A 15,000-nucleotide genomic window follows, 5' to 3' on the forward strand; every position below is an offset into this window, starting at 1 on the left:
CGTCGAGACGCCGCACCTGGCCGGCCGCGCCCTCGGCCGCCCGCAGCCGCTCCGCCTGGGCGCGCGCCTCGGGCTCGCTTGCCGCCGCCAGCGCGGCCGCCGCCAGGGCCTCGTCGACGTCATCCATCCGGTCCGGTAGCTCGTCCAGGAGCGCCTGGGTCTGCTCGACGGATGCCACGTGCAGGGCGAGCTCCTCCTGCAGCGTCACAATCTTGGCCTCGATGCCGGGCAGCAGCCGTTCGACGTCGAGAACGTCCTTCAACGATCCGAGCCGGCCCAGGAGATTCTCGATGACGGCCTTGAGGCTCTCAGTCGTTTCCACCAGACCTGGGTCGTCCTGGTACTCACGCCAGGCGCCGTGCGCGTACGATTCGCCGCCCAGGGCACGTTCGAGCGCTTCCTCCGCCTCTCGACGCGTGCGGAGCGCCGGCCACACGCGGGACGCCCGGTTCGCGGCCAGCACGGCCGCCCGGTCGAGGGCGATCGCCACCTGCCGGGCCTCGAGAACGGCCAGGGCCGAGTGGGCTTCGTTGCGGCGGTCCTGCCGGCTGCGCAGGTCTTCCTGGGCCTGCACGTCGGCGGCGGCCAACTCCAGCGCCGACGTGGCCCGTTCGGCCCCCGCCGACGCCTCGGCCAGCAGCTCGTCCAGCTCCGCCAGGGCGGCGTCGAACCAGGCCCGGTCGCGACTGCCGGGCGCGTCATCGGAGTCGTCGCCGGGCAGGTCTTCGCGCTGCAAGTGCCGGGACGCGGTGGCCGCCAGGCCGGCCAGGCGCTGGCGCACGGATTCCAGCCCATCATCGAGCGACTTGCGCCGGCTGATCAGCCCGAGTTCGAGCTGCTCGAACCGGGCGGTGCCGAAGAGGGTGCGCAGCACCCCTCGCCGGTCATCGGTCTTGGCCAGCAGGAACCGCTGGAACCGGTTCTGGGCCAGCAGGATCACCTGCAGAAACTGGTCCTGCTTGAGCGGCAGGATGCGGCTGAGCTCGTGCCCGACGTCGACCGGACGGGTCGCCACGCTGCGCCAGCCCTCAGGGGTGTCCCGGTCGTCGTGCAGGTCACGGATGTCGAGGCGCGCGTCGGGCGGTGACATGGTCGTACCCGGGCCACGCTTCTTGTTCTTCTCGTACCTGGGTGTGCGGTAGATGCGGTAGTCGTTCTCGTGCAGTGCGAATTCCAGCTCCACGAAAGTAGGGTCATCCGGTTCGCAGTGGTCACTGCGCAGCTGGGACTCCGTTCCCTCATAGCGCGGCACGCTGCCGTAGAGGGCGAAGCAGACGGCGTCGAGGATGCTGGACTTGCCGGCCCCGGTCTTGCCGGTGATCAGGAAGATTCCATCGGCATCGAAGCGCTCGAAGTCGATCACCTGTTCGTTCTTGTAGGGGCCGAATCCGGCGATCCGCAGGCGTTTGATCTTCATCGGCTCAGCTCCCTCAGGTCACCTTCGGTGAGGAGTTCCGCCACCAGGTCTCGTTCGAAATCGGATTGGCCGACCCCGTTGCGCACGAACTCGAGGAACCCGGCGACAATCTCGCGGTCACTCTGGCGGTCGATGCGCTCACCGTAGCTGACGGCATCCGAGTCGACGACGACAGCGGGCCGGTGCTCGAGCGTGACGCAGTGCGGGAATCGTTTCTGCAGGCGCCGGATGCCGTCGAGGGGACGCACCTGGTCGGTCAGGATTGCCGACACCCAGTCGGGCTCGAACTCGGCCAAGGCGTCATCGGTCAGGAGCTGTTCGATCTCGCCGGTGAGCACGCTGAGTCGCCGCGGGACCGGAAGCTCGATCCATTCGATGTCGGCGGCAGGGCCGGCCTGGAGCTCGACCAGCCAGCAGCCCCGCGGTTTGCCGGCCTCCGAGAAGGAGTAGTGCAGTGGTGCTCCCGAGTAGCGCACGCGGTCGGTGAGGTGGGCCCGCCCGTGGATGTGGCCGAGGGCGACGTAGTCCGGTCCTGTGAAGACCGACACGGGCACCAGATCGAGGCCGCCCGCGGTGATGTCCCGCACGGTATCGGTCGCCGCGGCCGCGGGCACTCCCGCCGCGAAGCAGTGGCTGAGCACCACCGATCGCCCGCCGCGCACGGCCAGGTCATCGCGGATGCGCTGCATCACGACGGTGAGCACCTGCTCGTGGGTCTTGAGCGGTTCGTCTGCCGGCCCGTGAAAAACGCTGAGGTGCCGGACCAGCGCCGGCTCCAGGTAGGGGATGCCATAGAAGTGCACGGGCCCGTGCTCGTCCGGCACGGTGACCGGTTCGAGGAACTGCTCCGGCCGGGTCAGCACATGGACGCCCGCGAGTGCGGCCCACTCCGCCTGGAAGCCGAGGCGGGTGGCGGAGTCGTGGTTGCCGCTGGTCATCACCACCGTGGCCCCTGCCTGCTTGATTTCCCGCAGCACCGCCGCGAGCAGCGTGTAGCTCTCGGCCGACGGCATGGCCGAGTCGAAGATGTCGCCGGCCACCGCCACCACGTCGATCCGGCGCTGCCGCACCACCTCCACCAGCGCATCCAGCACCTGATGCAGGGCATCCAGGGTCGAATGGGTGTGGAAGGTTCGCCCGATGTGCCAGTCGGAAGTGTGCAGGATCTTCATGATGCTCACGCTATCGCCGACGGCCGACACCCGGCGGCACCCGGCGGCGCCGGGCAGCGCCGGGCAGCACCGGGCAGCACCGCGCAGCGGGTTCTTTGTTTGTCTTTGTTTTTCTTGACAAACAAAAACAAACACAGGTAAAGTTTTTGTATTCTACAAATTCGTGGTTTCGGCCACTCAGCGTCGAGGAGGTCGCCATGTTCGCCGAAGAACGTCAGGCCCTGATCGTCGATCTGGTCACCAGTTCGAACCGGGTCACGGTCAGCGATCTCGCCTCCCGCTTCGATGTCACCCCCGAAACGGTGCGCCGCGACCTCGACAGCCTCGAGGGCGCCCGCCAGCTGCGCCGGGTGCACGGCGGCGCGGTCGCGTTCGACCGGCAGAGCATGTCCGAGCTCAGCCTCGAAGAACGCCAGACGCAGCGGCAGGACGAGAAGCAGCGCATCGCCGCCGCCGCCCTCACCATGATTCCCTCGAGCCAGACCGGCTCCGTCCTGCTGGATGCCGGCACCACGACCGAACTGCTCGCCGACCTCCTGCTCGACTGGACACCGGCAGCCCCCGGTGACGAACTCCTGGTCATCACCAACGCGGTGCCGATCGCCACGAAACTCGCCGGCAACGACGCCATCTCGTTGTATATCCTCGGCGGCCGCGTGCGCGGCCTCACCCGCGCCGTCGTCGGTCCCAGCACCATCGCCCAGCTCGATTCGTTGCGGCCCGACATCGCGTTCGTCGGCGCCAACGGCGTGCACGCCGAATTCGGTTTCAGCACTCCGGATGCCGTTGAATCCGCCGTGAAGACAGCCATCGTCCGTTCGGCCCGTCGTGTTGTCGCACTGGCCGATTCGTCCAAGCTCGACAAGGAAACCCTGATCCGCTTCGCGGCCCTGGGCGACATCGACGTGCTGATCGCGGACGCTCTCCCATCAGATGAACTTGCCGCAGCCCTGGCCGCGGCCGACGTTGAGGTTGTGATCGCGTGATCATCACGCTTACTCCGAATCCGAGCCTGGATCGCACCATCGAACTCCGCGCCCCGCTGGCCCGCGGCGAAGTTCAGCGCGCCGCTTCATCCCGCGAAGAACCGGGCGGCAAGGGCGTGAACATCGTTCGCGCCCTCGAGGCCTCGGACATCCTGAGCCTCGCCATTCTCCCCGGCGACGAGTTGGACCCCGTTCTGGTGGCCCTCCGGGCCGCGAGGGTGCCCCACCTCGGCATGCCGATCGGCGCCACGCTCCGGAGCAACGTCGCGCTGACCGAGATCGACGGCACCACCACCAAGGTGAACGTGCCCGGACCGGTGCTGACCGCCGCGCAGCAGAGCGACCTGATCGAACTCGTGCTGGAGAAGGCGGAGGGTGCCAGCTGGCTCGTGCTGGCCGGATCGCTGCCGCCTGGAGTGCCCGTCGACTTCTACGCCGACATCACCAGGGAGCTCCGCAGCCGGTTCGGCGCGAGCGCCCCTCGGGTGGCCGTCGACTCGTCCGGCGCGCCCCTCGCCGCCGCCGTCACGGCCGGACCGGACCTGATCAAGCCCAACGCGGAAGAACTGGCCGAGCTCACCGGCATCCCCGACCCGGAGAGCCTCGAGGGCAATCCGGTGCTCGTGGCCCGCGCCGCCGAGCGTCTCGTCGCCACCGGAGTTGGCGCCGTGTTGGCCACCCTCGGTTCCCAGGGTGCCGTGCTGGTGACCGAAGACGGCGCCTGGCTCGCGAAAACGCCGCCGATCAACGCGCGCAGCACCGTCGGAGCCGGCGATTCATCCCTGGCCGGCTACCTGCTCAGCAGCATCGCCGGCGGCTCCGCCCCCGACTCTCTCCGCCAGGCCGCAGCCCACGGGGCCGCAGCCGCGTCCCTGCCCGGATCAACCGTTCCGGCACTGCACCAAACCAGACCGGGCGACGTCACCCTGACGTCGCTCAACACCCATCCAAAGGAGGATGTCCAGTGAGTGCACTGATCACCCCGGAGCTTGTCGCTCTGGATAAGAACCTCGGAGCCGCACCCTCGAGCGTAATCCGGCATCTTGCCGAGCTCGTCGTAGGCGCCGGCCGCGCCACCGAGATCGAGAGCCTCTACGCGGATGCCCTCGCTCGCGAAGCGAAGACGGCAACCGGCATCCCCGGCGGCCTGGCCATCCCGCATTGCCGTTCGGCAGCCGTTACCGAGCCGACGCTGGCGTTGGCCCGACTGACTTCGCCGGTCGACTTCGGCGCCGCCGATGGCCCCGCGGACCTCGTCTTCCTGATCGCCGCTCCCGAGGGCGCGGACCAGGAACACCTCAAGATCCTGGCCAAGCTCGCCCGCTCGCTGATGAAGGCCCCCTTCACCGCCGCGCTGCGCGCCGCGAAGACCCAGGCCGAAATCGTCGAACTGGTCACCAGCGTCGTCTCCCCGGCTCCCGTGGCCGCCGGCGGCGTCGTCGGCGCCGGCGCCAACGTCGGAAGCACGCCCGCGGCATCCGCCGGTGTCAAGCGCATCGTCGCTGTGACCGCCTGCCCAACCGGCATCGCGCACACCTACATGGCTGCCGAATCGCTCGTTGCCGCGGCGAAGGCCGCCGGCGTCGACCTGCGGGTCGAAACCCAGGGCTCGGCCGGCCTCACGATGCTCGACCCGGCCGTCATCGCCGCGGCCGACGCGGTCATCTTCGCCGTCGACGTCGACGTTCGCGGTCGCGAGCGCTTCGCCGGTAAGCCCGTCATCCAGGTGCCCGTCAAACGCGGCATCGACGAACCGGCCAAGCTCATCCACGATGCCCTGGCCGCGGCCCAGAACCCCAACGCCCGCCGCGTCGGCGGCACCGTCGGTGCGGCCGAGGCCGAGGAGACCAGCGAGCACTTCGGCCAGAAGGTCAAGCGCGCCCTGCTCACCGGTGTCAGCTACATGATCCCGTTCGTCGCCGGTGGAGGTCTGCTGATCGCCCTCGGATTCCTCCTCGGAGGCTACGAGATCACCGAGGTCGCCGACACGGTCACCCTGGAGAACAACCTGTTCAACCTGCCGGAAGGCGGCATGCTGACCTATCTGGGAGCGGTCTTCTTCAAGATCGGCGCGCTGTCGATGGGCTTCCTGGTTCCGGCCCTGGCCGGCTACATCGCCTACGCGATCGCCGACCGTCCCGGAATCGCCCCCGGTTTCGTCGCCGGTGCCGTCGCCGGGTTCATGGGTGCCGGTTTCCTCGGCGGCATCGCCGGTGGTCTGCTGGCCGGTGTCGCAGCCGCCAGCTTCGCCAAGCTCGACGTGCCGCGCTGGCTTCGCAGCCTGATGCCCGTCGTCATCATCCCGCTGGTCGCGTCGATCGTCGCCTCGGGCCTGATGTTCCTGGTGCTCGGTGGCCCCATCGCGCTGCTGACCACCGCTCTGAACGAGTGGCTGTCCGGCATGACCGGCGCCTCCGCCATCCTGCTCGGCCTGATCCTGGGCCTCATGATGGGGTTCGACCTCGGCGGACCGGTCAACAAGGTTGCCTACGCCTTCGCCGTCGCCGGTCTCGGCACCGCAACCATGGCCAACCAGGCTCCGTGGCAGATCATGGCTGCGGTCATGGCCGCCGGCATGGTTCCGCCGCTCGCCATGGCCCTGGCCACGGTGCTCGACCGCCGACTGTTCACTGTCGCCGAGCGCGAAAACGGCAAAGCCGCCTGGCTGCTGGGTGCGTCGTTCATCTCCGAAGGCGCCATCCCGTTCGCTGCCGCAGACGTGCTCCGCGTGATCCCGGCCTCCATGGTGGGCGCCGGCGTGACCGGTGCTCTCTCGATGGCCTGGGGCGTCACCTCGAAGGCCCCGCACGGCGGAATGTTCGTCTTCTTCGCCATCGACAGCTTCGCGCTCTTCGCCCTGGCGATCGCGATCGGAACCGTCGTAACGGCCATCCTGGTGATCGCGCTGAAGCGATACGCTCGAAAGACACCGTTGGTCACCGCGGACGCAGCAGCGCCCGCCCTGGTCAACGCTTAACCGCACGTCGGCCGCTCCGAGAAATTCGGGGCGGCCGACGCGTAGCATCAATAGCGCAGTATTTCTGCTGCGCAAGAATAGAGGTTGTCCCGTGCAGAATTTCACTGGTGTAGGCGTAAGCCCCGGCCGGATCATCGGATCCGTTCGCCAGATGCCCAAACCGATCAGCGAACCCCCGGCAGGTGAACGCCTGGATGCGGCGACTACGCCCGAAGTCGCAACGGCAGAGCTGCGGACAGCCTCCAAGGTGGTGCAAACCGAGCTTCAGCGTCGCGCCGAAGCCGCCACGGGCGCCAGCAAGTCGGTTCTCGAAGCCACCGCGCTGATGGCCACCGACCCGATGCTGATAAAAGCTGCAGTGAAATTAATCGTTACCGGAACATCCGCCGAACGCGCGATCTGGGAGTCCGGCGCATCCGTCGCCGAGATGCTGCACAACCTCGGTGGCTACATGGCCGAGCGGGCCACGGATGTCCTCGACGTGCGGGCCCGGATCGTCGCCGAGCTGCGCGGCGTCACCGCCCCCGGCATCCCCCAGTCTGACGAGCCCTTCGTGCTCGTAGCCGAGGACCTCGCCCCGGCCGACACCGCCACCCTCGACCCGAACAAGATCCTCGCCCTGGTCACCAGCGGCGGCGGACCGCAGTCGCACACCGCGATCATCGCCCGCGCCCTCGGCCTGCCGGCCGTCGTCGCCGCCGCCGGCGTCGACGCCCTCACCGATGGCACCGAGGTCTACGTGGACGGCGCCGCCGGAACCCTCCAGGTTGACCCCGGCGACGACGAGCGCACCGCCGTCACGGCGTGGGAGCACGTCGCGGCCAGCCTGTCCGTGTTCGACGGCACCGGCACCACCGCCGACGGCCACCTCGTTCCGCTGCTGGCCAACGTGGGCGGGGCCGCTGACGCGGTCAAGGCCGCGGCCGCCGGCGCAGAGGGCGTCGGACTGCTCCGCACCGAGTTCTGCTTCCTCGAGCGCGACATCGAGCCCACCATCGATGAGCAGGTCGTGGCCTACCGCGGCGTGTTCGACGCGTTCCCCGGCAAGAAGGTCGTCGTGCGCACGCTCGACGCCGGCGCCGACAAGCCTCTGCCGTTCCTCACCGACAGCACGGAGCCCAACCCGTCGCTCGGCGTGCGCGGCTACCGCACCGACCTGACCAGCCCCGGCGTGCTCAAGCGCCAGCTCACAGCCATCGCCACCGCCGCGCAGGCCTCCTCCGCCGTGGTCTGGGTGATGGCTCCGATGATCGCCACAGTCGACGAGGCCGCCGACTTCGCCGCCATGTGCCGCGTCGCCGGGCTGAAGACCCCCGGCGTCATGGTGGAGGTTCCCTCCGCGGCGCTCCGCTCCGCGAGCATCCTGACCGAAGCCGAATTCGTCAGCCTCGGCACGAACGACCTCACCCAGTACACGATGGCCGCCGACCGTCAGCTCGGAACCCTCGCCGCGCTGAACTCGCCGTGGCAGCCCGCCGTGCTCCAGCTGATCCAGCTCACCGTCGCGGGGGCGATATACGAGGGCCACAACAAGCCCGTCGGCGTCTGCGGCGAAGCCGCCGCCGACCCGGTTCTCGCCGTCGTACTCGTCGGGCTGGGTGTCAACACCCTGTCCATGACGGCCCGGTCGATGTCCGCCGTGGGCGCCGTGCTGAAGTCCGTGACGCTCGAACGGGCGCAGGAACTTGCCCAGATCGCCGTTTCGGCCCGTAATTCGGACGAAGCGCGTACCCGCGTGCGCGCCGGATTGCCCATACTTGAAGAGCTGGGTCTCTAGCCGCTTCGGATTTACGTCGCATCGCATCATCGCCGGCGAGCCACCCCTTCGCCGGGCACCAATTAGGAGGAACCATGTCCGAACGTAAAGCCACCATCGCGAGCCGTGTCGGCCTGCACGCGCGCCCCGCATCCATCTTCGCGGCGGCCGTCGGCGATCTGACCCTCGAGGTCACCATCGCCCTCGAGGCCGACCCGGCCGAGGACGCGATGGATGCCTCGAGCATCCTGTCGCTGATGAGCCTGGGTGCCGCCAACGGCGACATCGTCGTGCTGCGCGCCGAGGGCGACGGAGCCGATGAGGCTCTCGAATCCCTCGTCAAGCTCCTCGAAACGGACCTCGACGCCGAGTAGCACCCCCGTCCGAAGGCACCCTCAGTCTGCGCGAATCATGCCGGAGCGAGGGTGCCTTTTCGTGGGTCAGGCTCCGACACCGGAGGTCAGGCCCGGTCGGGCGTGACCAGGGTGATGAACGCGCTCAGCTGGGCCAGGCTCTCCACACTTGAGGGCAGGGTCTCGGTCAGGGCCGGCGAGTAGACCAGCCAGGCCGCCCACTGGGCACGGGAGATGGCCACGTTGAGCCGGTTTGCCAGGAGCAGGAACTCGAGGCCGCGCGGTACGTCCTCTGCCGCGGAGGCGGCAAGCGAGACCACGGCGACCGCCGCCTCCCGGCCCTGGAACTTGTCGACGGTGCCCACCGGCACGTCACCCAGGCCGGCCTGCACGAGGTGGCGGCGCAGCAGCTCGACCTGCGCGTTGTAGGGCGCCACGACGATCACGTCGCCCTGCGCCAGCGGTGCGCTCCGGCCACCGGATGTCCAGGGTCGGCCGAGCAGACCGGTCACCAGTGAGACCACGGCTTCGGCCTCCTCCACCGACGAGGTGGAATTGAACCGGTGCGGCACGGGCACCGGGTGCAGGCCCGGCTCCACAGCCTCGAGTCGGCGATCGGAGGGGTGCGAGCGCAGCCGCCCCTCGTAGGACAGCGCCGACACCGGAGCGCAGATCCTCGGATGCATGCGCCAGCTGGTCTTCAGAAAGTAGCCGAATTCCGGCGGGAGCACCTGGTGTCCGTCGCTGAGCCAGCCCAGAGCCGAGCCGTCGACCGGTTCGGGGTGCGTGCCTTGGCTGACCTGCGGCAGCTGTTGCGGGTCGCCGAGCAGCAGCAGGCGTTCGGCCGCGACGGCTGCTGCGATGGTGCTGGCGAGGGAAAACTGGCCGGCCTCGTCGATCACGAGCAGGTCGAGGGAGCCCCGCGGCACCCGGTCGGCGTTGCTGAAGTCCCAGGCGGTGCCGCCGAGTACCCAGCCGCCGGACTGCCCGGTGAACCGGGCGAAGGTCTTGGTATCCAGGAGGGTCCACGGCACCGGCTTTTTCTCGTCGCCCTTTTTCGCTTTCTTCCCGACCTGGCCGGGCTCCAGCCCCGCCTCGATTCCGGCGGCGAGTACGGCCCGGAGCATGTTCTCGACCGCGGCGTGGGACTGCGCGACGACGCCCACGCGCCAGCCGTGCCGCACGACGAGGTCGGCGATCACCCTCGAGCCGACGAAGGTCTTGCCGGTTCCGGGCGGGCCCTGCACCGCGAGGTAGGACCGGTCGAGCACGAGCAGGGTGTCCCGGATGGCGGTGCGCACATCCCCCTCACCGTCGCCGTCGCCGGCACCATCGCCCTCGCCGTCCCCGGCACCGGCACCATCGCCGGGGCGCGCCGGTGGCTGCACCAGGGGCTGCGCCGGCCCACTTGCCCCGAGCAACCGGGGCGGGCGTCGGCGCAGCAGGTCGAAGGCCGCGTCCGGCAGCGGTTCCGGCCACCGGGAGAGCACGGCGCGGCCCCACTCCGAGATCGCGGTCACCTGGCTACCGGCTGGCGGCGGGGTGCCGGGGGTGAGGGCGATCGGCATTTCCCGGTGGGCGGGTGCATCGCGTTCGAGCACCTCCTCGACCAAATAGACCGACTCGTCGATCACGTCGATGATGGTCGCCCTGTTGTGCGCGGTGCGCGCTCCGGGGGCGTCGCTGCGGCTGATCGGCGGGTAGGGCAGGTCGTAGAGCAGGAACGGCTGCTGCCCGACCGTGAGCGAACTGCCCGGCGCGAGTGCCCCGGTCAGGCGCAGTACCCGGCGGTCGAGCGACTGGCGGCCTTCCCGGTGCCAGCCCAGGTGCAGGGCTGCTGTTTCGACGATGAGCACGTCCCTGGTGTCCGCCCAGTCGTCCACGGGCGCGCCCAGGCGACTGTAGTGGTCCCACCAGAACGATTTCTGCTCCCGCCGGTGGTAGTCGATCGCCGCCGAGGCGAGGGCGAGCGCGGTCTGGTCGGCGGTGCGCTCGGCCGGCGGAACGTCGGCAAGCAGCACGGAGAGTTCCCGGTAGACCGGGTCCGGTTCCCGCACCGGCAGGGGCACGCCCGCCAGGGTCGCCGGCGACGCTGCGGTGGCGCCCGGCTGCTCGGCGGCGCGGGCCAGCAGCCAGTCGCGCAGGCGCAGGGTGGAGCGGCAGTCGTACGCGTTGTAGCGGGCGATGTCCGTGAGAATCTGCTCTGCGGCATCCGTCTGTCCGGTGGCCAACAGGGTGCGCGAGCGCACGTATTCGGTGATCGAGTCGGCGGCGTTGGCCACGCCCTCGCGTTCCTCGAGCCCCATGTAGAGCGGTTCGAGCTTCTTGAGCGAGTAGCTGCGGCTGCCGATGCGTAAGCCCTGCCGCACGATCGGGTAGAGGTCAACGAGCACATTCCGGCGCAATAGGTCGTCGACCGCTTCTTCGCCGACCCCGTGCCGGGCGGCAAGGCCGAGCAGGTGGGTGCGCTCGTAGGGGGCGTAGTGGTAGATGTGGAGCCCCGGATGCCGCGAACGGCGCTCCCGCACATACTCCAGGAAGTCGATCAGGGCCTGACGTTCCTCGGCGTGGTCGTGCGCCCAGAAGGTGCGGAAGGTATCGTCCGGCAGGGCCAGACCGAACAGATAGTCCAGCCCCCACTGTCCGTTGCCGGCCTCCTGGTAGAGCGGGTCACCCTCGAAGTCGAAGAAGATGTCCCCCGCGTCGGGTGCGGGCAGCGCCGCGAGGGCGGCCGGGTTGATGATCTCCCAGTTCAGTGGCCGGCCGGGAGCTCGGGGGGCGATCTGCAGCCGGGCCTGCCCCTGCAGGGTCGCTAGCGTGGCGTCTGACAAACCGGGGACGGGCTCGCGCCGCGCGGCGAGGTCGTCGATGGAGCGGACGCCCGCGGAGCGCAGCCGGGCGCGCTGGCTGAGCCGCAGGTTCGCGACCAGGAGCACGTCCCGGTGCTGCTGCACCTGCTCCTCGCACAGGTCACAGCGGCCGCAGGCGGCGTAGCGAGGGTCACCCCACGGGGTGGGTGCAGGGTCGGCGAGGCGTTCGTCGACCAGCCGCTCGAGGCGGGCGCGCCGGGCGCGGTAGACCGGCAGGATGTCCTGCAACCGGTGCGAGCTCGTGCGGCCGTCGCCGAGCAGAAGGTGCACGTTCTCCCCCGTCGGGATGCCCATCCGCTGCAACTGGTCGCTATACGCCGCCAACTGCAGCAGCGCCGTGATCTTCGCCGAGCGTGCCAGCTTCGTGTCGTAGACCTCGTAGGTCGCGGCATGGTCTGCGGGGTCGGCGGGGTCGGCGGGGTCGGAATGGTCGGCGGGGTCGGCGGGGTCGGAATGGTCGGCGGGGTCGCTCGGGTCGCCGCTCCCGGTGCGGATGATGAAGTCCGCGTAGCCCAGGAATCGCCCGTCGAAGAACGCAGCCTGGAACACCACCTCGGCCCCTGCGCGCAGGGCCGCCTCGCTCATTTCAACGGCGGAACCGATGTCGGCGAGGTCGCCACGTTCGATCTCGACGACGGTGCGGGCCGCGCGCAGCTGTTCGAGCATCCGCAGTTCGTGGGCGTCGCCCAGCGCGGCGGTGCGCTGGAGCATGGCGTCAGCGGCTGCCGGGGCGGCGTCGATGCGTCCCAGTTTCGCGTCGAGTCGGCGCAACAGTGCCCACTCGCACGCGGCCGCGGCGCTGAGGTCGCTCGCCGAGTAGACAACGGTGGCAGGGTCTGGCAGGAACACGTCGATCTCCTCTTTGCGCACGCACAACCACACCGGAAGCGCTGGTCACGGTGGTTTCGAGGCTAGCCGACACCACCGACCAGAACAGGGGGTGCCGCGCCCTTCCCCCTGCAGCCGTGCTCAACTAGGGTTGGCCTACACGCGGCAGACGAGGTTTTTGATGGCTGTCCGCGCGGCGGTTCACTGTTGATCCGATTCTGGCCGATTGCGGGCCCGATGTGCGACGACCGAGTGCCGTATCCCTGCAACCAAGCGAGAAGGAACACACCGTGACTGACAGCCAGAACCCCGTACCCACTGCCAACGCCACCGGCCCCGACGCCCACAACATCAAGGACTGGACCGACCTCGGCAAGGAGATGTGGTCCTACCTGACCGGCAAGAGCGCCGCCATCAACTACAGCTTCATCGACATGACGGTGGAGGTGCCGCGCGACATCGGCCCCGACGCCCCCCGTGCCACTTGGAAGCTGAACGGCACACTGCGGGTCACCACGAGCGAGGGTTCAGGCACCGAACCGCTCACCAAGTAGTCATGAGCCCCACCACCCGCCTGGACATCGACCTGGAGTTCTCCCTCGCGGAGCCGGGCACACCGGGCGACACCACGGAGGCGACCGGCGCCGAGCAGATGGGCGGAACCATCACGGCCAGCGGCCTCGACGTCGAGATCTTCTCCAGCAAGCCCGAGATGTTCGTGCGCACCAGCACGATGAAGCTGAAGGAACTCCGCGGCCTGGCCGGCGACCTGGCCGAGCGCGGCCTGACCGTCTCCGTGTCCGGCCCCGACGGCCTGATCATCCGGCTGGGAGCCGTCAAGGCACCCGTCATCCAACGGCTGCTGACCGGTTCGTCGCACATTACGCTCGGCAGCCGGGCCGCGCTGGTTCCGCTCCTGCGGCGGCGCAGTGCCGCACCGGAGGCGGGCCTGTCCCTGCCGTTGCCGCCGGCCACCCTGTTGCCGTTGGTGCCGACCTTCGACCGGCGCATCCGTCGCCGGGTGACCACGACGCACTACACACCGGGGGCAGGCCGGCCCCGGCTGGTTTTTGTGATCGGCTCGAAGAACTGGAACGGTCAGATGCCGCGCGAGTTCGATCTGCTGCCGACGGTCACCACCATCGGTTCGGCCCCGGATGCCGACCTGCAGCTGGCCGGTCTGCAACCGTTCCATGCCGAAATCCGCCACGACGACAACGACGAGTACATTCTGTATCCGCTCGGCGACGTTTCCGGCGGAGCCAAGCGGAATTACCGGCAGGACGAGAACGACGGGCAGGTCCTGCGCACCGGCGCCCGGATCGAAATGGGTCCGTGGCGCATGGCCTACTTCCGTGAGGAGTATGCCGACCACGGCCGCCCCCACGGCGGTCGCGTGGGCGGGGAACTGTCCGTGCAAAAGCCGCAACCGAGCCGCCGCGCAGCCCGGTTGGAGCGCGAGGCCAACGCCGCCGGTGCCGGCACCACGAACGGCGGCACCGAGCCGATGACCGCGCGGCCGGGGCCGGTGGACGACTCCGAGATCTAGGGTCAGGTCCGGGTCGGCAGATCCTGGCTGCGCCACTCGCGGCGCACGCTGTGGAAGCCGGCACACGGTAGAACGTGTGCCGGCTTCCCATGTATGAGCCGCGACGGATTCCGCCGAGCCCTGCGCCGCCCCACGCTGCCCTGCCCTGCCCTGCCCTGCCCTGAACCAATTCGACGGAGATTCTGGCTCTCCTGCTTCATCTGTGGGTGTTTCGGAGCGCCTTAACGGCCGCACGCCGCTTCCTGTCTAGGTTTCTGACTGTCTAGGAACAGAAACTCAAGGGGCAGGAATACGGCGTGCGGTCTCTAACTTTATGGCGGACTTTGCTCGGTGTCGATAAGACGGTCGTTGAGGACCTGAATCTGGACCCGGTGGCGGGTGTTTTGGTGGCCTCGGTGCGGCCGACGGGGTCGGCGCGGCACCGGTGCGGGGTCTGCCTGAAACGTTGCCCACGCTACGACAGGGGTGCGGGGCGGCGCCGGTGGCGGGCCTTGGACGCGGGCACGATCCAGGTCTACCTGGAGGCGGATTCCTCGCGGGTNTCTACTTGGAGGCGGATTCCTCGCGGGTGTCGTGCCGGGAGCACGGTGTGATCGTGGCCGCAGTCCCGTGGGCCAGGCACCAGGCCGGCCACACGCATCACTTTGACTCTCAGGTCGCGTGGCTGGCCACGCAGACGTCTAAGGCCGCGGTCACCGTGTTGATGCGGATCGCGTGGCGCACGGTCGGGGCGATCATCACCCGGGTTTGGNCATCGCGTGGCGCACGGTCGGGGCGATCATCACCCGGGTTTGGGCTGACACGGAAGAGCTCCGTGATCCCTTCGCCGGGCTCACCCGGATCGGGATCGATGAGATCTCCTACAAGCGCGGCCGGAAGTTCTTGACTGTGGTCGTGGACCACGATTCGGGGCGCCTGGTCTGGGCTGCTCCGGGCCAGGACAAGGCCACCCTGGGCACGTTCTTCGATGCGCTCGGCGCGGAACGATCCGCTCTGATCACGCATGTTTCCGCGGATGGGGCCGCGTGGATCGCGTCGGTCGTCGCAGCACGCTGCCCGAACGCGGTCCGCTGCGCGGACCCGTTCCACGTC

Annotated in this window: 10 protein-coding genes and 1 pseudogene; 8 read left to right on the plus strand and 3 right to left on the minus strand. The window is 69.2% G+C overall.

The genetic code is table 11. The features are described from left to right. Positions 1-1,417, minus strand: a 1,417-nt coding sequence (locus E3O54_RS17210; protein ID WP_134400776.1) for an AAA family ATPase, incomplete at its 3' end; no start/stop codon positions are given. Continuing rightward, positions 1,414-2,589 (minus strand): exonuclease SbcCD subunit D, encoded by a 1,176-nt coding sequence (locus tag E3O54_RS01295; RefSeq protein WP_104099259.1) that lies wholly within the window; start codon positions 2,587-2,589, stop codon positions 1,414-1,416. The genes E3O54_RS17210 and E3O54_RS01295, both read right to left, overlap by 4 nt. Before the next feature lie 197 nt (positions 2,590-2,786). On the opposite strand from E3O54_RS01295, the gene E3O54_RS01300 reads away from it, so the two are divergent. From E3O54_RS01300 to E3O54_RS01320, 5 genes are all read left to right on the plus strand, one after another. Beyond that, the gene (locus E3O54_RS01300) at positions 2,787-3,575 is read left to right on the plus strand and encodes a DeoR/GlpR family DNA-binding transcription regulator (RefSeq protein WP_104099255.1); all 789 of its coding nucleotides are present in this window, start codon (positions 2,787-2,789) and stop codon (positions 3,573-3,575) included. Beyond that, on the plus strand, positions 3,572-4,543 hold the full coding sequence (locus tag E3O54_RS01305) for a 1-phosphofructokinase family hexose kinase (protein ID WP_104099254.1): 972 nt from the start codon (positions 3,572-3,574) through the stop codon (positions 4,541-4,543). Before E3O54_RS01300 ends, E3O54_RS01305 begins: the two co-directional genes overlap by 4 nt. After that, entirely contained in the window at positions 4,540-6,552 is a 2,013-nt protein-coding gene (locus E3O54_RS01310) for a fructose-specific PTS transporter subunit EIIC (RefSeq protein ID WP_134342846.1), read from the plus strand. The genes E3O54_RS01305 and E3O54_RS01310 overlap by 4 nt, the downstream gene beginning before the upstream one ends. Before the next feature lie 91 nt (positions 6,553-6,643). Further along, complete coding sequence (gene ptsP / locus E3O54_RS01315; RefSeq protein WP_104099252.1) at positions 6,644-8,329, plus strand: phosphoenolpyruvate--protein phosphotransferase; 1,686 nt, start codon at positions 6,644-6,646, stop codon at positions 8,327-8,329. 74 nt (positions 8,330-8,403) lie between these two features. Beyond that, a complete protein-coding gene (locus tag E3O54_RS01320; RefSeq protein ID WP_104099251.1) occupies positions 8,404-8,682 on the plus strand; it encodes an HPr family phosphocarrier protein in 279 nt (92 codons plus the stop codon). Between the two features lie 86 nt (positions 8,683-8,768). Here the strand turns inward: E3O54_RS01320 and E3O54_RS01325 are convergent, their stop codons facing one another. Further along, on the minus strand, positions 8,769-12,380 hold the full coding sequence (locus tag E3O54_RS01325; protein WP_134400777.1) for a TM0106 family RecB-like putative nuclease: 3,612 nt from the start codon (positions 12,378-12,380) through the stop codon (positions 8,769-8,771). 269 nt (positions 12,381-12,649) lie between these two features. On the opposite strand from E3O54_RS01325, the gene E3O54_RS01330 reads away from it, so the two are divergent. From E3O54_RS01330 to E3O54_RS01340, 3 genes and pseudogenes are all read left to right on the plus strand, one after another. Continuing rightward, positions 12,650-12,913, plus strand: a complete 264-nt coding sequence (locus E3O54_RS01330) for a hypothetical protein (RefSeq protein WP_174720110.1) — start codon at positions 12,650-12,652, stop codon at positions 12,911-12,913. 2 nt (positions 12,914-12,915) lie between these two features. Further along, complete coding sequence (locus tag E3O54_RS01335; protein WP_174720167.1) at positions 12,916-13,908, plus strand: FHA domain-containing protein; 993 nt, start codon at positions 12,916-12,918, stop codon at positions 13,906-13,908. A 296-nt stretch (positions 13,909-14,204) separates the two neighbouring features. Then, a pseudogene (locus E3O54_RS01340) lies at positions 14,205-15,000 on the plus strand (transposase); the annotation flags it as partial.

The sequence above is a fragment of the Cryobacterium sp. TMT2-4 genome, from assembly GCF_004402575.1.
GTDB classification, from domain to species: Bacteria; Actinomycetota; Actinomycetes; order Actinomycetales; family Microbacteriaceae; genus Cryobacterium; species Cryobacterium sandaracinum.

Excerpts from the sequence above, each read along its gene's own strand:
- E3O54_RS01295 (WP_104099259.1), bottom strand. The coding sequence starts at position 2,589 with ATGAAGATCCTGCACACTTCCGACTGGCACATCGGGCGAACCTTCCAC.
- E3O54_RS01300 (WP_104099255.1), top strand. The coding sequence starts at position 2,787 with ATGTTCGCCGAAGAACGTCAGGCCCTGATCGTCGATCTGGTCACCAGT.
- E3O54_RS01320 (WP_104099251.1), top strand. The coding sequence starts at position 8,404 with ATGTCCGAACGTAAAGCCACCATCGCGAGCCGTGTCGGCCTGCACGCG.
- E3O54_RS01335 (WP_174720167.1), top strand. The coding sequence starts at position 12,916 with ATGAGCCCCACCACCCGCCTGGACATCGACCTGGAGTTCTCCCTCGCG.